This window comes from Leclercia sp. CFBP8987 (assembly GCF_034044995.2).
In the GTDB taxonomy this organism is placed as follows: Bacteria; Pseudomonadota; Gammaproteobacteria; order Enterobacterales; family Enterobacteriaceae; genus Enterobacter; species Enterobacter tamurae.
On sequence record NZ_CM188255.1, the window covers coordinates 4,562,289 to 4,579,892 of the forward strand.

A 17,604-nucleotide genomic window follows, 5' to 3' on the forward strand; every position below is an offset into this window, starting at 1 on the left:
GATGATCTACATTTCTGCCGTGGGCCTGGTCAACGCGCTGGGCAATTCGCCTGATGAGATAGCCGCTAACCTGACGCGGGGCGTGGCCCCGGGGATGCGTCTGCGCAGCGGCTGGCTGCAGGGTCAGGACGCGGTGCTCGGCGGCGTCGACGGCGAGCTGCCTGCGATCCCGGATAGCGCTGCCGTGCATCGCTCGCGCAACAATCAGCTGCTGCTTGCCGCGCTGGCGCAGATCCAGCCTGTCGTCGATGAGGCCATTGCCCGTTACGGCCGCGACCGGGTGGCGGTGGTCATGGGCACCAGCACCTCCGGGCTCGACGAGGGCGACGCGCATGTGCGCCTTACGCATAACGGTGAAACCAGCGTTAACTGGCGGTACGCGCAGCAGGAGCTGGGCGATCCGTCGCGCTTTCTGGCGAACTGGCTGGATCTGCAAGGCCCGGCTTATACCCTGTCGACCGCCTGCTCCTCCAGCGCGCGGGCGATCATCAGCGGGCGTCGGCTGATTGATGCCGGGCTGGTGGATATCGCCATCGTTGGCGGGGCAGACACGCTGAGCCGGATGCCGGTGAATGGCTTTAGCAGCCTCGAATCGCTCTCCACCACGCTGTGCGAGCCGTTTGGCCGTGACCGACGGGGGATCACCATTGGCGAAGCGGCAGCCCTGATGGTTCTCACCCGCGAGCCGCAGCCGGTGGCGCTGCTGGGAACCGGTGAGTCGAGCGATGCGTATCATATTTCTGCCCCGCACCCGCAAGGTGAAGGGGCGATCCGCGCCATTACCCAGGCGCTGAACGACGCCGGATTAACCCCGGATGAGGTGGGCTACATCAATCTGCACGGCACCGCGACCCCGCTTAACGATCAGATTGAATCCCGGGTGGTGCATGATCTGTTTGGCGAGGCGGTGCCCTGCAGCTCAACCAAACATTTGACCGGCCACACGCTGGGCGCGGCGGGGATCACCGAGGCCGCGCTGAGCTGGCTGATCCTGACCCGCGACCTGCCGCTGCCCGCCCAGGATTTTGATCGCTATGCGCCGGATCCGACCCTCGCAGCCTGCGGCGTGCTGCATCAGCCCATCGCGCTGAAAAAAGCGGTGATTTTGTCCAATTCATTCGCCTTTGGCGGCAATAACGCCAGCATCCTGCTGGGGAGAGTGTCATGAATTATTTATCACCGGTGGCCTACCTGCCCCATGACGCGCCGATGCTGCTGCTGGAGTCGGTCGAACACATCACCGAAGAATCGGCGGTCTGCCGGGTGACCGTCAACAGCCAGGGCGTGTTGGCCCCGTTCCTCAATGCCACAGGCGATCTGCCGGGCTGGTACGCGCTGGAACTGATGGCCCAGACCGTGGGGGTTTGGTCTGGCTGGCATCGTCAGCAGCAGGGCCAAAGCACCATCACACTCGGCATGGTACTGGGTGCCCGCGAACTGGTATGCGCCGCAGGCCAGTTTGCGGCCAACAGCCTGTTGACCGTCACCGTTAAATTATTGATGCAGGATGAACGCTTTGGCAGTTTCGAGTGTGCGATATCTGCCGATGATGCCATTCTGGCGACCGGTCGGGTGAATACCTTTCAGCCCAGCCAGGAAGAATTAACCTCGCTTTTCAATCAGGGAGCACGCGCATGAGTCGTTCCGTTCTGGTCACCGGTGCCAGCAAAGGCATTGGCCGGGCCATCGCCATGAAACTGGCTGCTGACGGATTTACCGTCGGCGTACACTATCACCGTGATGTCGCAGGCGCGCAGGACACCCTGAGCGCCATCGAACAGGCGGGGGGGAACGGGCGCGTGCTGTCGTTTGATGTTGGTAACCGTGAACAGTGCCGCGAGGTGCTGGAGCAGGAGATCGCCACCCACGGTGCCTGGTATGGCGTGGTCAGTAACGCCGGGATTGCCCGCGATGGCGCGTTCCCGGCGCTCAGCGACGATGACTGGGATAGCGTGATCCATACCAACCTCGACAGCTTTTACAATGTCATTCACCCCTGCATGATGCCGATGATAGGTACCCGTAAGGGTGGACGTATTATTACCCTGTCGTCCGTTTCCGGAATGATGGGCAATCGCGGCCAGGTGAACTACAGCGCAGCGAAAGCGGGCATTATCGGGGCCACCAAAGCGCTGGCGATTGAGCTGGCGAAGCGCAAAATTACCGTCAACTGCATTGCGCCCGGGTTGATTGATACCGGGATGATCGAAATGGAGGAAGCCGCGCTGCAGGAGGCGATGGCGATGATCCCGATGAAACGTATGGGTCAGGCGGATGAAGTCGCCGGGCTGGCCAGTTATCTGATGTCTGATATCGCGGGCTATGTCACCCGCCAGGTCATTTCCATTAATGGAGGAATGCTATGACACGTCGCGTGGTGATTACAGGCATGGGCGGCGTCACCGCCTTCGGTGAAGACTGGCAGTCGGTTTCGGCCCGCTTACTGAACTATGAAAACGCGGTGCGCAAGATGCCGGAGTGGACGGTATATGACGGTCTGCACACCCTGCTGGGCGCGCCGATCGACGATTTTACCCTGCCGGAGCACTACACCCGCAAGCGTATCCGCGCCATGGGTCGCGTGTCGCTGATGTCGACCCGTGCCACCGAACTGGCGCTGGAGCAGGCCGGATTGATTGGCGATCCGGTGTTAACTAACGGCGAAACCGGGATTGCCTACGGCTCGTCCACCGGCAGTACCGGCCCGGTGAGCGAGTTCGCCACCATGCTCACCGAGAAGCACACCAACAACATCACCGGCACCACCTACGTGCAGATGATGCCGCACACCACAGCGGTTAATACCGGGCTGTTCTTCGGCCTGCGCGGTCGGGTGATCCCGACCTCCAGCGCCTGTACCTCCGGCAGCCAGGCGATCGGTTATGCGTGGGAAGCCATTCGTCACGGTTATCAGACGGTGATGGTCGCGGGAGGCGCAGAGGAGCTGTGTCCGTCAGAGGCCGCGGTATTCGATACCCTGTTCGCCACCAGCCAGCGCAACGAGGCCCCTAAAACCACCCCTTCGCCGTTCGATACCCAGCGCGACGGGCTGGTGATTGGCGAAGGCGCCGGGACCTTGATCCTGGAGGAGCTGGAGCATGCGAAGGCACGTGGGGCCACCATCTACGGGGAAATTGTCGGCTTCGCCACCAACTGCGACGCGGCACATATTACCCAGCCGCAGCGGGAGACAATGCAAATCTGTATGGAGAAGTCGCTAAAGATTGCCGGGCTGGGTCCGCGGGATATGGGCTACATTTCCGCGCACGGTACGGCGACCGATCGGGGTGATATTGCCGAAAGCCTGGCGACTGCAGCGCTGTTTGGCGACAACGTGCCGATTTCATCCCTGAAGAGCTATTTCGGTCATACTTTGGGGGCCTGCGGGGCGCTGGAAGCCTGGATGAGCCTGGAAATGATGCGCGAGGGCTGGTTCGTTCCGACCATCAATTTAAGACAACCAGATGAGCAATGCGGTGCATTAGATTATATTATGGGAAAAGCCCGTCATATTGACTGCGAATATCTACAAAGCAATAACTTCGCGTTCGGCGGCATCAACACTTCTATAATCATTAAACGCTGGGCGTGACTATGTACCAGTTTGTACTGGGAAAAATTTCTACCCTCAGCACTGACCCTCTGGCGTCAGTGCTGGCCGAACAGGCGCCCCAGGGGGCGCGTCGCAACCCCTGGCTGGCCGGGCGAACTCTGCTCGCCCGGGCCTTGTCGCCCTCCCCTGTGCCGGAAATCATCTTCGGAGAACAGGGGAAACCCGCGTTCGTTGATGCCCATCCGTACTGGTTTAACCTGAGCCACAGCGGGGATGATATCGCCCTGCTGTTAAGCGATGAGGGGGAAGTGGGCTGCGACATCGAAGTGATCCGCCCCCGGGATAACTGGCAGGCGCTGGCGAATGCCGTCTTTAGCGTCGCGGAACATGACGAGCTGGAGCGGGAGGCGCCGGAGGCAAAACTGTCGGCTTTCTGGCGCATCTGGACCCGCAAAGAGGCGATTGTTAAACAGCGCGGCGGCAGCGCCTGGCAGATTGTCAGCGTCGACAGCACCTTTACCTCTGCGCTGAGCGTCAGCCATTTCCAGCACGGCGAACTCAGCCTCGCCGTCTGTACGCCAACGCCCTTCACTCTTCATAACGGTGCACTTCAGGTTCTGTAACCCGCTTATTTCAAATTATTCGGAAAGTCTGCCGGCAGCTCGCTGGCAGCACAGTCAATGACAGCATCGTTATTGGCACCGCAGTCGCGCACAAAGGTAATGGTGGCGAACTCATCAATGACCTCGGTTGGGTAGGCCGGGCCCGCCTCGCGATAAGAGACCATCAGCGGAATATGATCGTTCTGAAAACAGTGCCCCTGAACCACGGCACGCGCCGAGCCACACCGCTGCATCTGATTGTAAAACGCACGCTCGCCCCGCTCGACGAACAGGTTGAAACCTTACTGCACCTCTTCAGCCAGCCGTCGTAAAGGTGAACTGCTACGCTTAACGGTCTGAACTTCAACTATGACATGGAGCAGACCATGAAAATCGATCTTACGGGGAAAGTGGCGCTCGTAACCGCCTCCACCGGCGGCATTGGCTTCGCCATCGCCAGAGGGCTGGCGGAAAGCGGCGCAGAGGTGATTGTTAACGGACGCAGCATCGACTCGGTCAACCGGGGCATCCAGGAGCTGCAGCAGGCGATACCCGGCGTGCAGGTGCGGGCGGCGATGGCCGATCTCAGCACCGCTGACGGCGTGGAGGAACTGCTGAAGGTCGCCTCTGGCGTCGATATTCTTGTGAACAACGCCGGAATTTACGGGCCGCAGGATTTTTACGCCACCGACGACGAGACCTGGAATAACTACTGGCAAACCAACGTGATGTCCGGGGTACGTCTGTCCCGCGCCCTGCTGCCCGGCATGGTGCAAAAAGGCTGGGGCCGGGTGGTGTTTATCTCTTCAGAGTCGGCCTGCAATATTCCGGCAGACATGATCCACTACGGCGTGACGAAAACCGCCCAGCTGTCACTGGCGCGCGGGCTGGCCAAATTTGTCGCCGGCAGCGGTGTCACCGTGAACAGCGTCTTGCCAGGCCCGACGATGTCGGACGGCTTCGCGGAGATGATGAAAGACGAGATAGAGAAAACCGGGAAATCGCTGGAGACGCTGGCGAAAGAGTTCGTCATGGCTCACCGCCCAAGCTCGGTCATTCAGCGGGCTGCCACGGTAGACGAGGTGGCGAACATGGTGGTCTATGTCTGTTCCCAGCAGGCGTCTGCTACCTCCGGCGCGGCGCTGCGCGTCGATGGCGGCGTGGTGGACGATATTATCTAGCCGTGCCAGTAGCCGCCCGTCCGCTGGCGGGTGGCATCTGCTGCTAAAGCAGGTAAACTGGGGGCAGAATCTATATTTCAGCTAAGACTTCGTTATGACCAATATGATTGCCGATGAGGCAGTGGCAAAATCCAGCGTGCTTTCCGTATTTGATTTCGACGGCACGCTGACGCATCACGACAGCTTTATCCCTTTCTTACGCTTTGCGTTCGGCAAACGCTATTTTGCCGGTCGCCTGGTGCGAATGGCCTTACCGACCATTCACTGTGTGCGCCGCAAGCTGACCCGTGACGAGCTGAAAGAGGTGCTGATTCGGACCTTCCTGACCGGCGTGGATGAGCGCTGGCTGCGTCAGCAGGCAGAACTGTTCTGCGAGAAATACTGGAACAAGCTGATGCGCCCGCAGGGCGTACTGGCGGTGGCCGCGGAAGTGAACTCCGGTGCGGAAGTGACGATTTGTTCGGCATCACCGGCGCTGGTATTGCAGCCCTGGGCCGACAAGCTCGGCATTAAGCTTATTGGCACCCAGCTGGAAGTGAAAGACGGCAAGCTGACCGGGCGGATCACCGGGCATAACTGCCGCTGTGCGCAGAAAGTGGCGCGGCTGGAGAACGTCTACGGCAGCCTGAACAATTACCATGTGCGCGCCTGGGGCGATACCCGCGGCGATCATGAACTGCTGGCTGCTGCGCAGGATCCGCACTGGCGCCATTTCCACCCGCCGCGTGCGCGCCGGAATTCACCCATTAAATAAAAGCAAAAAGGCAACGTAAGTTGCCTTTTTTAATGTTTGTGCCCTCTCCCCGTGGGAGAGGGGCAGGGTGAGGGCAACAGCCCGCACGTTTCCCTTGTAGGCCCGGCAAGCGCAGCGCCGCCGGGCAATAGCACTCAGGCTTCCCGTTTCCCCGGGAACAGCAGGCTCGCCACAATCCCCATCGCCAGCACGCCCAGCACCACTAACAGACTCGCCGTGGCCCCGATGCCATAGCCGTGATGCCAGAAGTGATCCGTAGCGTTCAGGCCGAGCTTAAAGGCCACGAAGAACAGCAGCGCGATCACCGCTTTCTCCAGATGCACCAGGTACTGCTTCAGCGCCTCAAGTACAAAATAGAGGGTACGCAGGCCGAGGATCGCAAACATCATCGCGCTGTAGATGATCAGCGGCTCGCGGCTGACGGCGATGATCGCCGGTACCGAGTCAAAGGCGAACATCACGTCGGAAAGCTCCACCACCGCCACGCAGAGCAGCAGCGGCGTGGCATAGCGCTTCGCCTTCTTCACCCGTCCGACCATCACATCCTGGTTCTCCGGTTTTTCCAGCTCGGCATCCACCTCTTTCTGGCTCAACAGGAAAGCGTTGCCGGTGATTTTCGGCCAGATCGGATAGAAGCGTTTGACCGCCCGGTAAGCCAGGTGCTGAGAGTAATCTTCGATCGCGTCCTGCTCTTCGCCGCGCTTGAGCATCATTACCGCCGTCCAGGCCACAATCAGGGCAAAGACTACTTCCACGTACGGCCCGAGGCTCAGCAAGCTGGTGCCGATGGCGACGAAGATCCCGCGGAAGACGATAGCGCCAATCACCCCCCAGTAGAGCACCCGGTGACGATACTGATCCGGCACGCCGAACCAGGCGAAAATCGCCATCATCACGAACAGGTTATCAACGGAGAGCACCTCCTCCAGCGCATAACCGGTGAGGAACAGGCTCGCCACTTCGGCACCGTGATGAACGTACAGGAACCCGGCAAACGCCATCGCGGTCATTACCCAGAAGATCGACCAGAGCGCGGCACTTTTCAGTGAAATCGGTTTGTCATGGCGATGCATGAAGAGGTCGATAAACATCGCCCCGACAGCCATAACCACAAATACAACAACGGTTTCCGTCGGGAAACCGAGATGAGCAGATGACATACACAACCCTTTTTGAAGACAAAATACAAACCATGCAGACTGGCGAAGCCAGTAAAGAAAAAGGGGGGACCGTTAACGACCTTCTCCCCTTAAAAAGTAAACCGCCGTATTTTACCTTACATTAACGTAGTTCTGCGTTTTTATTCACCCGCTGCCAGGGCTTCAGCACAGGCCCAGGCGCTGGCCCACGCCCACTGGAAGTTATACCCGCCCAGCCAGCCGGTCACGTCCACCACCTCCCCGATAAAATAGAGTCCCGGCACATTGCGGGCCTCCATGGTGCGGGACGAAAGCTCGTTAGTGTCGACGCCGCCGAGGGTCACTTCCGCGGTGCGATAGCCTTCGGTGCCGTTGGGCTGCACGCGCCAGGCGGTTAAGGTTTCCACCAGCGCCTGCTGGTCACGGCTGTTGAGTTGCTTCAGCGACACATCGGGAATCTGCCCCAGCAGCTGCAGGCACTCCACCAGCCGCTTCGGCAGCTGCATGGCTAAGGTGTTTTTCAGGCTCTGGTTAGGGTGCGCCGCGCGCTGTTCGTCGAGGAAATTCTGAAGATCGCAATCCGGCACCAGATTGACGGTGACGAACTCCCCCGGCTGCCAGTAGCTGGAGATTTGCAGTACCGCCGGGCCGGAGAGACCGCGGTGGGTAAAGAGCAGGTTCTCACGAAATACGGTGCCGTCTTCAGCGGCAATCACCGAAGGTACCGAGACGCCGGAGAGCGTTTGCAGCTGCTCCAGTAAGGGTTTATGCAGGGTGAACGGCACCAGACCGGCACGGGTCGGGAGCACCTTCAGGCCAAATTGTTCGGCAATTTTATAGCCAAACGGCGACGCGCCCAGCCCTGGCATTGAGAGCCCGCCGCTGGCGATCACCAGCTTTTCCGCACTCACCGTTTCACCGTTCAGCTGCAGGGTATAACCCGTCTCATCGCGGGCAACTTCCAGCACTTCGCTGCGCAAACGCAAGGTAACCTGGCCTTTTTCGCACTCGGCTACCAGCATATCGACAATCTGTTGCGCCGAGTCGTCGCAAAACAGCTGGCCGAGAGTTTTCTCATGCCAGGCGATACCGTGTTTACCTACCAGGTCAATAAAGTCCCACTGGGTGTAGCGTGCCAGTGCAGATTTGCAGAAATGACGGTTCTGACTCAAATAAGCCGCGGGTTCGATATAAAGATTAGTAAAATTACAGCGGCCCCCGCCAGACATCAGGATCTTACGACCTGGTTTTTTGCCGTTATCGAGCAGCAGAACCCGGCGCCCTGCCTGTCCGGCCATCGCCGCACAGAATAAACCTGCCGCACCGGCGCCAATAATAATGGCATCATACTTTTCCACGTCTCGATTCTCCTGATTTTGAGGGCGCGAATTGTAAAGTTTCCTCAAGAAGCGTTCCAGCTTAAATATCCGCGATCTCATTCATTTAATTGAAATTTAATAAATAATTCTTTTACTGCTACGCTTATGTCAGTAGGCAAATCAAAAAAAGTCTATATTTCACTTTGCCCGTTGCGCATTTGTCCTGGATAATGCGCCGCGTTCATGTCCTCAAGATGGCGTAACGTCCTATGCTACATTTGTTTGCTGGCCTGGATTTTCATACCGGGCTTTTACTCTTGCTTGCTCTGGCCTTTGTATTGTTCTACGAAGCGATTAACGGCTTCCATGACACTGCGAACGCAGTCGCAACGGTTATCTACACTCGTGCTTTACGATCGCAAGTTGCGGTTGTGATGGCCGCGGTGTTTAACTTCTTTGGTGTTCTTCTGGGAGGTCTGAGCGTAGCCTACGCCATTGTGCATATGCTGCCAACGGATCTGCTACTCAATGTCAGTTCCGGCCATGGCCTGGCCATGGTGTTCTCGCTGCTGTTTGCTGCAATTATCTGGAACCTCGGTACCTGGTATTTCGGCCTGCCAGCATCCAGTTCTCACACACTGATCGGCGCCATCATCGGTATTGGTTTAACCAATGCGCTGATGACCGGTACGTCTGTGGTGGACGCGCTGAATATCCCTAAAGTCATAGGTATCTTCGGTTCACTGATTATTTCTCCGATTGTCGGTCTGGTTGTCGCGGGTGGTTTGATCTTCCTGCTGCGTCGTTACTGGAGCGGCACCAAAAAACGTGCCCGTATCCACCTGACGCCAGCCGAGCGTGAAAAGAAAGACGGTAAGAAAAAGCCGCCATTCTGGACGCGTATTGCCCTGATCGTCTCTGCTATCGGCGTGGCCTTCTCTCATGGCGCGAACGACGGTCAGAAAGGGATTGGTCTGGTAATGCTGGTGCTGATCGGCGTGGCACCGGCGGGCTTCGTGGTGAATATGAATGCCACCGGCTACGAAATTACCCGTACCCGTGACGCAATCAACAACGTCGAAACCTATTTCCAGCAGCGTCCTGACCTGCTGAAAAAAGCGACCGGCGTTGATCAGCTGATCCCTTCTCCGGAAGCAGGCGCAACCCAACCGGCTGAGTTCCATTGCCATCCGGCCAATGCGATCAACGCGCTGGAGCGGGCGAAAGGCATGCTGACCGATGTTGAAAGCTACGACAAGCTCACGCCTGAGCAGCGTGGCCAGATGCGTCGTATCATGCTGTGCATCTCCGACGTGACCGAAAAAGTGTCCAAACTGCCGGAAGTTTCTGCTGACGACAAACGTCTGCTGAAGAAGCTGAAAGTCGACATGTTGAATACCATCGAGTACGCACCGATCTGGATCATCATGGCGGTGGCGCTGGCGCTGGGTCTCGGTACGATGGTCGGTTGGCGTCGCGTGGCGACAACGATTGGCGAGAAGATCGGTAAGAAAGGCATGACCTATGCCCAGGGGATGTCTGCTCAGATGACGGCAGCGGTCTCTATCGGTCTGGCAAGCTACACCGGTATGCCGGTATCCACTACCCACGTTCTCTCCTCGTCCGTGGCGGGTACCATGCTGGTTGATGGCGGCGGTCTGCAGCGCAAAACCGTGACCAGCATTCTGATGGCCTGGGTGTTTACCCTGCCGGCTTCCATTCTGCTGTCTGGCGGTCTGTACTGGACCTCCCTGCAATTCCTCTAATCGCAGGCAGATAACAACGCTAAAAGCGGGTCAGGTAACTGGCCCGCTTTTTTTGCGCTCAATGCCAGATGAGGAGAGCCACCATGCTCACCACCACCAGGCCGCACAGCGCGCTGGTCAGAATGAACTGACGGCGCAGGCGCTCGCAGCGGCGGATAAACTCATCATCATGATGATCGCGATAACGCTGGGCATAGATATACCACACCAGGCGCATCTGTTTACTGGGTTGCCCATGCGAGGTGAAGAAGCCCCCACCGTCGACATACTGATAAAGCAACGGATCGCAGCCACGAAGTACTACTAATAGCGCGCGTAAGGACGAGAAATAACGCGCCATATTCACGATGCAAACCACACATAACGCCCAAAACAATGCGACGGTGCTAATCATACTTCCTCCCCGGCGTCCGCCCGCGAAGCAATGCTTCGGGACTACCGCACCCATGCCCTGACAGACGGTTCAGTGAAAGAGAGACTCAAAAGCCGATCGGCTTCACATTTTAGTATCCGAACGGCTTATTCATAGTGTAGGAGATCCGCTAATTTTTTTGCCACAAGGTTAATCGTTATCAACACCAATGCTTGAAAATTTTGTTTAACTGGGCCGTAATGAAAGCAGGTAGACGACTGCTAAACGCATTGGTCATCGATAACTTAAGGAAGGAGTAACACTATGGCTTATAAACACATTCTTATCGCGGTTGACCTCTCCCCGGAGAGCAAGGTGCTGGTTGATAAAGCGGTATCCATGGCGCGTCCGTACAATGCGAAAGTTTCCTTAATTCACGTGGACGTTAACTACTCCGATCTCTATACCGGCCTGATTGATGTGAATCTGGGCGACATGCAGAAGCGTATCTCCGAAGAGACTCACCAGGCGCTGACCGAGCTCTCCACCAACGCGGGCTATCCAATCACCGAAACCCTGAGCGGCAGCGGCGACCTGGGTCAGGTGCTGGTCGATGCAATCAAGAAATACGATATGGATCTGGTGGTCTGCGGCCATCACCAGGACTTCTGGAGCAAGCTGATGTCCTCAGCGCGTCAGCTGATTAACACCGTGCACGTAGATATGCTGATTGTGCCGCTGCGCGACGAAGACGACGAGTAAGTGCGAAATGCCCGGTGGCGCTAACGCTTACCGGGCCTACAAAACCAAACCGTAGGCCGGGTAAGGCGAAGCCGCCACCCGGCTTTTTTATTCCGGGGTACCGGAATAAATATCAAACCGGTGCCCTTTGGTCACCACCGCATTGGTCGTCGCGACCTCCGCCAACGGCGGGGCATAGTCCGGACGTTTAACCACTACCCGCTTCGTTGCCAGCAGGCGAGCAGGTTCCAGCAGACCATCTGCGTCTAAGTCCGGCCCCACCAGCGACTGAAACACCCGCATCTCTTTCTTCACCAGCGCGCTTTTCTGCTTATGCGGGAACATGGGGTCGAGATAGACCACCTGCGGACGCGGGGTGATATCCGTCAGCGCCGTCAGGCTGGAGGCATGGATCAGCTGTAACCGCTCCTGCAACCATGAACCAATCTCCGGATCGGCATAGCCGCGGGCCAGGCCGTCATCCAGCAGGGCGGCGACCACCGGGTTACGCTCCAGCATCCGCACCCGACAGCCCACCGAGGCCAGCACAAACGCGTCGCGCCCCAGTCCGGCGGTGGCATCCACCACATCCGGCAGATAGCTGCCTTTGATCCCTACCGCTTTGGCGACCGCTTCACCGCGACCGCCGCCAAACTTGCGCCGGTGGGCCATTGCGCCACCGACGAAATCAACAAAAATGCCGCCGAGTTTCGGTTCGTCGCGTTTACGTAATTCCAGATGCGCTGTCGTCATCACCAGCGCCATCAGGTTTTCTTCATCGTGTTCCAGCCCCCAGCGGGCCGCCAGAACAGATAAGGCGCCGTCTCCGGCGCCTGTCTCATCTACTAAGTGAATCTTCACGAATCAACTAACCCTTGATGCCGTAATGCTCAAGCATCGCATCCAGCTGTGGCTCGCGACCACGGAAGCGTTTGAACAGCTCCATTGGCTCTTCGGAACCGCCGCGGGTCAGGATGTTATCGAGGAACGACTGACCGGTTTCGCGGTTGAAAATCCCCTCTTCTTCGAAGCGGGAGTATGCGTCTGCCGCCAGCACGTCGGCCCACAGGTAGCTGTAGTAACCCGCCGCATAACCACCCGCAAAGATGTGGCTGAACGCATGCGGGAAGCGACCCCAGGCCGGGCCAGGGATCAGGGCAACCTGCTTCTTGATCTCCGCCAGGGTTTCGAGCACCTTCGCGCCCTGCTCCGGGCTGAACTCAGCATGCAGACGGAAATCGAACAGGCCGAACTCCAACTGACGCAGGATAAACATCGCCGCCTGGTAGTTTTTCGCTTCCAGCATTTTATCCAGCAGCGCTTTTGGCAGCGGCTCGCCGGTCTCGTAGTGGCCGGAGATAAAGGCCAGCGCGTCCGGCTCCCAGCACCAGTTTTCCATAAACTGGCTTGGCAGTTCGACCGCATCCCACGGCACACCGCTGATACCGGCCACGCCTGCGGCTTCGATACGGGTCAGCATATGGTGCAGACCGTGACCGAACTCGTGGAACAGGGTGATCACTTCGTCATGGGTGAAGAGCGCAGGTTTGCCGCTGACCGGACGGTTAAAGTTACAGGTCAGGTAGGCCACTGGCTTTTGCAGCGAGCCGTCGGCTTTACGCATCTGGCCCACGCAGTCGTCCATCCAGGCGCCGCCGCGTTTGTTTTCGCGAGCATAGAGGTCGAGATAGAAGCTGCCGCGCAGTTCGTTTTTATCGTCATACAGTTCGAAGAAACGGACATCGTCGTGCCACACTTCCACATCGTTGCGCTCTTTGGCGGTGATGCCGTAGATGCGTTTCACCACTTCAAACAGGCCGTTAACGGCTTTGTTTTCCGGGAAGTACGGGCGCAGCTGTTCATCGCTGATGCTGTAAAGATGCTGCTTCTGTTTCTCGCTGTAATACGCGATATCCCACGGCTGCAGCTCATCGACGCCGAACTCCGCTTTGGCAAAGGCACGCAGCTGGGCCAGCTCTTTCTCGCCCTGAGGACGGGCGCGTTTGGCCAGATCGGTTAAGAAGTCCAGCACCTGTTGTGGATTTTCCGCCATTTTGGTGGCGAGGGATTTATCCGCGTAGCTGTCAAAGCCCAACAGCTGCGCCAGCTCGTGACGCAGGGCGAGGATTTCCGCCATCACCGGGGTGTTATCCCACTTACCGGCATTCGGACCCTGATCGGAGGCGCGGGTGCTGTAGGCGCGGTACATCTCTTCACGCAGGGCCTGGTTGTCGCAGTAGGTCATCACCGGCAGATAGCTCGGGATATCCAGGGTCAACAGGTAACCTTCCTGCTCTTTCGCCTCGGCCTGGGCTTTCGCCGCCGCCAGTGCGCTCTCAGGCATACCTGCCAGTTCGGCTTCGTCGGTAATCAGCTTCGTCCAGCCCATGGTGGCGTCCAGCACGTTGTTGCTGTACTGATTGCCCAGCTCGGACAGGCGGGTGGCGATTTCGCCGTAGCGCTGCTGTTTGTCTTTCGCCAGACCGATGCCAGACAGTTCAAAATCGCGCAGGGCGTTATCAACCGCCTTTTTCTGGGCAATGTTGAGGGTGGCATAGTTATCGCCCTCACGGAGATCGCGGTACGCCTGGTACAGCCCTTCGTGCTGCCCAACCCAGGTGCTGTATTCCGACAGCAGCGGCAGGGTTTGTTCGTAGGCTTCGCGCAGCTCCGGGCTGTTTTTCACTGAGTTCAGGTGGCTGACCGGGGAGAAGATGCGGCCAAGCACATCATCCACTTCCGCCAGCGGCTGACACAGGTTTTCCCAGCTGTAAGGGCCCCCCTGCGCAACCACGCTTTCGACGGCGGTACGGCAATCGTCCAGTGCTTTGGTGACAGCGGGAACAACGTGTTCAGGCAGAATGGAGGAAAACGGTGGCAACGAAAAAGGCGTCAGTAATGGATTGGTCATTAGCACTGTCCTGTTAAATGAGTGAATGAAGCGCGCATCCTGCGCGAGCATATTGTTTCCAGGATGGGGTTAAGTGTAGTGAATTTCAATGGCTGAGGTGACAGAAAAACGCCCGCCAGGGCTGCGCTTACCAGGCCTGCGGGTAATCTGCACCTTTCTGCTGTAAACTGTGGCCAATCGACATTATCGGAACACATTTACCCATGCTCAGTTATCGCCACAGCTTTCACGCGGGCAACCACGCCGACGTTCTTAAACATACCGTTCAGAGCCTGATTATCGAGGCCCTTAAAGAGAAAGATAAACCTTTTCTCTATCTGGATACCCATGCTGGCGCGGGCCGCTATCAGCTGAGCAGTGCACACGCCGAGCGTACCGGGGAATACCTCGAGGGCATCGCCCGTATCTGGCAGCAGAACGATCTGCCGGCAGAGCTTGAGCCGTACATCAACGTGATTAACCACTTCAACCGCAGCGGCCAGCTACGTTACTACCCGGGCTCACCGCTGATTGCCCGCCAGCTGCTGCGCGAGCAAGACAGCCTTCAACTGACCGAACTGCACCCGAGCGATTTCCCGCTGCTGCGCTCTGAATTCCAGAAAGACAGCCGCGCACGCGTGGAAAAATCGGACGGTTATCAGCAGCTGAAAGCGAAGCTCCCGCCGGTATCCCGTCGCGGCCTGGTGCTGATCGACCCGCCGTATGAGATCAAAAGTGACTATCAGGCGGTGGTCGCGGGCATCCACGAAGGTTACAAACGCTTTGCCACCGGCACCTATGCCCTGTGGTATCCAGTGGTGCTGCGCTCGCAAATCAAGCGCATGATCAAAGACCTGGAAGCGACCGGCATCCGTAAGATCCTGCAAATTGAGCTGGCGGTTCTTCCGGACAGCGATCGACGCGGCATGACCGCCTCCGGCATGATCGTGGTTAACCCACCGTGGAAGCTGGAAGCGCAGATGAATAGCGTCCTGCCATGGCTGCACAAAAAGCTGGTTCCGGCCGGTACCGGCCACGCCACCGTCAGCTGGATCGTGCCTGAGTAATTACAGCAATCGGTGGAAGCTATTGATTTCAGGTATACAATCGCGGCAATTAACGATTAAGGATAAGACCATGACTAAGCATTATGACTACATCGCTATCGGCGGCGGCAGCGGCGGCATCGCCTCGATTAACCGTGCGGCCATGTATGGCCAGAAGTGCGCCCTGATTGAAGCGAAAGACCTCGGCGGCACCTGCGTCAACGTCGGTTGTGTACCGAAAAAAGTGATGTGGCATGCGGCGCAGATCCGTGAGGCCATCCACCTGTATGGCCCGGACTATGGTTTTGACACCACCATCAATAACTTCGACTGGGATCGTCTGATCGCCAGCCGTACCGCCTACATTGACCGCATTCACACCTCTTACGACAACGTGCTGGGTAAGAACAACGTCGATGTGATCCGCGGTTTCGCCCGTTTCATTGATGCGAAAACGATCGAAGTGAACGGCGAAACGATCACTGCCGATCATATCCTGATCGCCACCGGCGGCCGTCCGAGCCACCCGTCTATTCCAGGGGCGGAATACGGCATCGACTCCGATGGCTTCTTTGAACTGCCTGCTCTGCCAAAACGCGTTGCCGTTGTGGGCGCGGGTTATATCGCCGTAGAGCTGGCAGGCGTGATTAACGGCCTCGGCGCAGAAGCGCATCTGTTTGTGCGTAAACACGCTCCGCTGCGCAGCTTCGACCCGCTGATCGTTGATACGCTGGTGGAAGTGATGAATGCAGAAGGTCCGCATCTGCATACCGAATCTATTCCAAAAGCAGTCGTCAAAAACGCCGACGGTAGCCTGACCCTGGAGCTGGAAGATGGTCGTAGCCAGACCGTTGATTGCCTGATCTGGGCCATTGGCCGCGAACCGGCAAACGACAACTTCAACCTGGCCGCCACTGGCGTGAAAACCAATGAGAAAGGCTACATCGTTGTCGATAAGTTCCAGAACACCAGCGTGCCGGGCATTTACGCGGTGGGCGATAACACCGGTGCGGTTGAGCTGACGCCGGTCGCCGTTGCCGCGGGTCGTCGTCTCTCCGAGCGTCTGTTTAACAACAAACCGGACGAGCATCTGGACTACAGCAATATCCCGACCGTGGTCTTCAGCCACCCGCCAATCGGCACCGTCGGTTTAACCGAACCGCAGGCGCGCGCGCACTATGGCGATGACCAGGTGAAAGTGTATAAATCCGCCTTCACCGCCATGTATACCGCCGTAACCGCTCACCGTCAGCCGTGCCGCATGAAGTTAGTCTGCGTCGGGCCGGAGGAGAAGATCGTCGGTATTCACGGGATTGGCTTCGGTATGGATGAGATCCTGCAGGGCTTTGCGGTGGCGCTGAAAATGGGTGCGACCAAGAAAGACTTCGATAATACCGTGGCGATCCACCCGACGGCGGCAGAAGAGTTTGTCACTATGCGTTAATGCAAAGTAATAAGCCCGGCGCCTTGCGCATACATGAAAACTGGCAGTTTACTGCCAGTTTTTCATTTACGATCTCAGTAAAACGTTAATTCACCGGGTCGACACGTCATTATAAAAAATTATTACGACTCGTTAAAACGTATTATTTAATAAAACAAAGAGTTCTGAATCAGTTTGTACCCCGAGTTTACGCATTGCATTACATTTATGCGCGCTGATAGTTTTGATACTTAATTGCTTCATACTGGCAACTTGCTGCAAATCCATTCCGTTAAACAGATGCTTTAGCACATCCGTTTCACTTGGCGTTAATCTGGATAACACTGTCTCATTTTTCTGATTAATACGGCTGAGATCGCTGCAGATTACAGGGCTTAATACCCGCTTGTGGGCAAACGCTTTTTTGAAGAACCCTTCTGTATCTTCCATTGACTCACCGCGCGCGATCACGCTGAAGTTTTGTTGATTGAGTAACTTCCACAACGCGTTGCAGTCATGGCAGAACGTGTATACCACTACGTTCAAGTCGGGATAATGCGACCCCAGACGTAAGAGAATATCCAGGCCTTGCTGCAGATCTTCTTCTGCGCTTTGAAGATCGGTAACGAGAATATCCACGGACTGATACATCATTGCTTCTGCGATTTTGCCCAGGCTCGACTCTTTGATCTGGATATCGCATGTCGAATCAATGGTCTGAATGAGTGTCGATAGTCCGAAAAGTGACAGAGGTTGGCTATCCATCAATGCGACCGTTCGCGCAGGTGAGTAAGATAAATTCATAATGTCGTTACTCCTGACTGAGCCGGAGTTTCCC

The 17,604-nt window shown here is 57.2% G+C and carries 17 protein-coding genes and 2 pseudogenes; 12 read left to right on the forward strand and 7 right to left on the reverse strand.

What is annotated here, in order from left to right; genetic code table 11:
- Nucleotide 1 precedes the first annotated feature (1 nt).
- Genes SOM40_RS22015 through acpT form a run of 5 tightly spaced genes read left to right on the forward strand, consistent with a single transcriptional unit; the run spans nt 2 to nt 4,176 of the window.
- Nucleotides 2–1,168, forward strand: coding sequence for a beta-ketoacyl-[acyl-carrier-protein] synthase family protein (locus SOM40_RS22015; RefSeq protein WP_320530888.1), 1,167 nt, complete (start codon nt 2–4; stop codon nt 1,166–1,168).
- Nucleotides 1,165–1,638, forward strand: a complete 474-nt coding sequence (locus SOM40_RS22020; protein WP_320530887.1) for a hotdog family protein — start codon at nt 1,165–1,167, stop codon at nt 1,636–1,638. Before SOM40_RS22015 ends, SOM40_RS22020 begins: the two co-directional genes overlap by 4 nt.
- A complete protein-coding gene (locus SOM40_RS22025) occupies nt 1,635–2,366 on the forward strand; it encodes a 3-ketoacyl-ACP reductase FabG2 (RefSeq protein ID WP_312190538.1) in 732 nt (243 codons plus the stop codon). The genes SOM40_RS22020 and SOM40_RS22025 overlap by 4 nt, the downstream gene beginning before the upstream one ends.
- Nucleotides 2,363–3,592 carry a beta-ketoacyl-ACP synthase gene (locus SOM40_RS22030; protein ID WP_320530886.1) on the forward strand — a complete coding sequence of 410 codons (1,230 nt, stop codon included), beginning with the start codon at nt 2,363–2,365 and terminating at the stop codon, nt 3,590–3,592. The genes SOM40_RS22025 and SOM40_RS22030 overlap by 4 nt, the downstream gene beginning before the upstream one ends.
- Before the next feature lie 2 nt (nt 3,593–3,594).
- On the forward strand, nt 3,595–4,176 hold the full coding sequence (gene acpT, locus SOM40_RS22035) for a 4'-phosphopantetheinyl transferase AcpT (RefSeq protein WP_320530885.1): 582 nt from the start codon (nt 3,595–3,597) through the stop codon (nt 4,174–4,176).
- A 5-nt stretch (nt 4,177–4,181) separates the two neighbouring features.
- On the opposite strand, the pseudogene SOM40_RS22040 reads toward acpT, so the two are convergent.
- Nucleotides 4,182–4,367: pseudogene (locus tag SOM40_RS22040) on the reverse strand (phenolic acid decarboxylase); the annotation flags it as partial.
- On the opposite strand from SOM40_RS22040, the pseudogene SOM40_RS22045 reads away from it, so the two are divergent.
- The 3 genes and pseudogenes from SOM40_RS22045 to SOM40_RS22055 form a co-directional block, all read left to right on the forward strand.
- A pseudogene (locus SOM40_RS22045) lies at nt 4,302–4,487 on the forward strand (LysR family transcriptional regulator); the annotation flags it as partial. The pseudogenes SOM40_RS22040 and SOM40_RS22045 overlap by 66 nt on opposite strands.
- A gap of 54 nt (nt 4,488–4,541) precedes the next feature.
- Nucleotides 4,542–5,336, forward strand: a complete 795-nt coding sequence (locus tag SOM40_RS22050; RefSeq protein ID WP_262661640.1) for an SDR family NAD(P)-dependent oxidoreductase — start codon at nt 4,542–4,544, stop codon at nt 5,334–5,336.
- Between the two features lie 94 nt (nt 5,337–5,430).
- On the forward strand, nt 5,431–6,090 hold the full coding sequence (locus SOM40_RS22055; RefSeq protein WP_106995294.1) for an HAD family hydrolase: 660 nt from the start codon (nt 5,431–5,433) through the stop codon (nt 6,088–6,090).
- Nucleotides 6,091–6,224: 134 nt separating this feature from the next.
- Here the strand turns inward: SOM40_RS22055 and SOM40_RS22060 are convergent, their stop codons facing one another.
- Both SOM40_RS22060 and SOM40_RS22065 read right to left on the reverse strand, forming a co-directional pair.
- Entirely contained in the window at nt 6,225–7,250 is a 1,026-nt protein-coding gene (locus SOM40_RS22060) for a TerC/Alx family metal homeostasis membrane protein (RefSeq protein ID WP_320530884.1), read from the reverse strand.
- A gap of 140 nt (nt 7,251–7,390) precedes the next feature.
- Entirely contained in the window at nt 7,391–8,587 is a 1,197-nt protein-coding gene (locus tag SOM40_RS22065; RefSeq protein WP_106995296.1) for a BaiN/RdsA family NAD(P)/FAD-dependent oxidoreductase, read from the reverse strand.
- Nucleotides 8,588–8,817: 230 nt separating this feature from the next.
- On the opposite strand from SOM40_RS22065, the gene pitA reads away from it, so the two are divergent.
- Nucleotides 8,818–10,314, forward strand: a complete 1,497-nt coding sequence (gene pitA, locus SOM40_RS22070) for an inorganic phosphate transporter PitA (protein WP_106995297.1) — start codon at nt 8,818–8,820, stop codon at nt 10,312–10,314.
- Nucleotides 10,315–10,372: 58 nt separating this feature from the next.
- On the opposite strand, the gene uspB is transcribed toward pitA, so the two are convergent.
- Nucleotides 10,373–10,708 carry a universal stress protein UspB gene (uspB, locus tag SOM40_RS22075; RefSeq protein ID WP_106995298.1) on the reverse strand — a complete coding sequence of 112 codons (336 nt, stop codon included), beginning with the start codon at nt 10,706–10,708 and terminating at the stop codon, nt 10,373–10,375.
- A gap of 282 nt (nt 10,709–10,990) precedes the next feature.
- On the opposite strand from uspB, the gene uspA reads away from it, so the two are divergent.
- On the forward strand, nt 10,991–11,428 hold the full coding sequence (gene uspA, locus SOM40_RS22080) for a universal stress protein UspA (RefSeq protein ID WP_032615029.1): 438 nt from the start codon (nt 10,991–10,993) through the stop codon (nt 11,426–11,428).
- Nucleotides 11,429–11,515: 87 nt separating this feature from the next.
- On the opposite strand, the gene rsmJ is transcribed toward uspA, so the two are convergent.
- Nucleotides 11,516–12,268, reverse strand: coding sequence for a 16S rRNA (guanine(1516)-N(2))-methyltransferase RsmJ (rsmJ, locus tag SOM40_RS22085; protein WP_106995299.1), 753 nt, complete (start codon nt 12,266–12,268; stop codon nt 11,516–11,518).
- A gap of 7 nt (nt 12,269–12,275) precedes the next feature.
- Nucleotides 12,276–14,318, reverse strand: coding sequence for an oligopeptidase A (gene prlC / locus SOM40_RS22090; RefSeq protein WP_106995300.1), 2,043 nt, complete (start codon nt 14,316–14,318; stop codon nt 12,276–12,278).
- A 203-nt stretch (nt 14,319–14,521) separates the two neighbouring features.
- Here prlC and SOM40_RS22095 point away from each other — a divergent pair, with 203 nt between their 5' ends.
- Both SOM40_RS22095 and gorA read left to right on the forward strand, forming a co-directional pair.
- Nucleotides 14,522–15,364, forward strand: a complete 843-nt coding sequence (locus SOM40_RS22095) for a 23S rRNA (adenine(2030)-N(6))-methyltransferase RlmJ (RefSeq protein ID WP_320530883.1) — start codon at nt 14,522–14,524, stop codon at nt 15,362–15,364.
- Nucleotides 15,365–15,434: 70 nt separating this feature from the next.
- The gene (gene gorA, locus SOM40_RS22100; RefSeq protein ID WP_320530882.1) at nt 15,435–16,787 is read left to right on the forward strand and encodes a glutathione-disulfide reductase; all 1,353 of its coding nucleotides are present in this window, start codon (nt 15,435–15,437) and stop codon (nt 16,785–16,787) included.
- Between the two features lie 132 nt (nt 16,788–16,919).
- Here gorA and SOM40_RS22105 read toward each other — a convergent pair whose 3' ends face one another.
- Complete coding sequence (locus SOM40_RS22105) at nt 16,920–17,570, reverse strand: LuxR C-terminal-related transcriptional regulator (protein WP_320530881.1); 651 nt, start codon at nt 17,568–17,570, stop codon at nt 16,920–16,922.
- Between the last annotated feature and the right edge of the window lie 34 nt (nt 17,571–17,604).

What these genes read in the sequence shown, in the direction of transcription:
- SOM40_RS22015 (WP_320530888.1), top strand. Translation starts at nt 2, where the DNA reads ATGATCTACATTTCTGCCGTGGGCCTGGTCAACGCGCTGGGCAATTCG.
- SOM40_RS22020 (WP_320530887.1), top strand. Translation starts at nt 1,165, where the DNA reads ATGAATTATTTATCACCGGTGGCCTACCTGCCCCATGACGCGCCGATG.
- SOM40_RS22025 (WP_312190538.1), top strand. Translation starts at nt 1,635, where the DNA reads ATGAGTCGTTCCGTTCTGGTCACCGGTGCCAGCAAAGGCATTGGCCGG.
- SOM40_RS22030 (WP_320530886.1), top strand. Translation starts at nt 2,363, where the DNA reads ATGACACGTCGCGTGGTGATTACAGGCATGGGCGGCGTCACCGCCTTC.
- acpT (WP_320530885.1), top strand. Translation starts at nt 3,595, where the DNA reads ATGTACCAGTTTGTACTGGGAAAAATTTCTACCCTCAGCACTGACCCT.
- SOM40_RS22050 (WP_262661640.1), top strand. Translation starts at nt 4,542, where the DNA reads ATGAAAATCGATCTTACGGGGAAAGTGGCGCTCGTAACCGCCTCCACC.
- SOM40_RS22055 (WP_106995294.1), top strand. Translation starts at nt 5,431, where the DNA reads ATGACCAATATGATTGCCGATGAGGCAGTGGCAAAATCCAGCGTGCTT.
- SOM40_RS22060 (WP_320530884.1), bottom strand. Translation starts at nt 7,250, where the DNA reads ATGTCATCTGCTCATCTCGGTTTCCCGACGGAAACCGTTGTTGTATTT.
- pitA (WP_106995297.1), top strand. Translation starts at nt 8,818, where the DNA reads ATGCTACATTTGTTTGCTGGCCTGGATTTTCATACCGGGCTTTTACTC.
- uspB (WP_106995298.1), bottom strand. Translation starts at nt 10,708, where the DNA reads ATGATTAGCACCGTCGCATTGTTTTGGGCGTTATGTGTGGTTTGCATC.
- uspA (WP_032615029.1), top strand. Translation starts at nt 10,991, where the DNA reads ATGGCTTATAAACACATTCTTATCGCGGTTGACCTCTCCCCGGAGAGC.
- prlC (WP_106995300.1), bottom strand. Translation starts at nt 14,318, where the DNA reads ATGACCAATCCATTACTGACGCCTTTTTCGTTGCCACCGTTTTCCTCC.
- SOM40_RS22095 (WP_320530883.1), top strand. Translation starts at nt 14,522, where the DNA reads ATGCTCAGTTATCGCCACAGCTTTCACGCGGGCAACCACGCCGACGTT.
- gorA (WP_320530882.1), top strand. Translation starts at nt 15,435, where the DNA reads ATGACTAAGCATTATGACTACATCGCTATCGGCGGCGGCAGCGGCGGC.
- SOM40_RS22105 (WP_320530881.1), bottom strand. Translation starts at nt 17,570, where the DNA reads ATGAATTTATCTTACTCACCTGCGCGAACGGTCGCATTGATGGATAGC.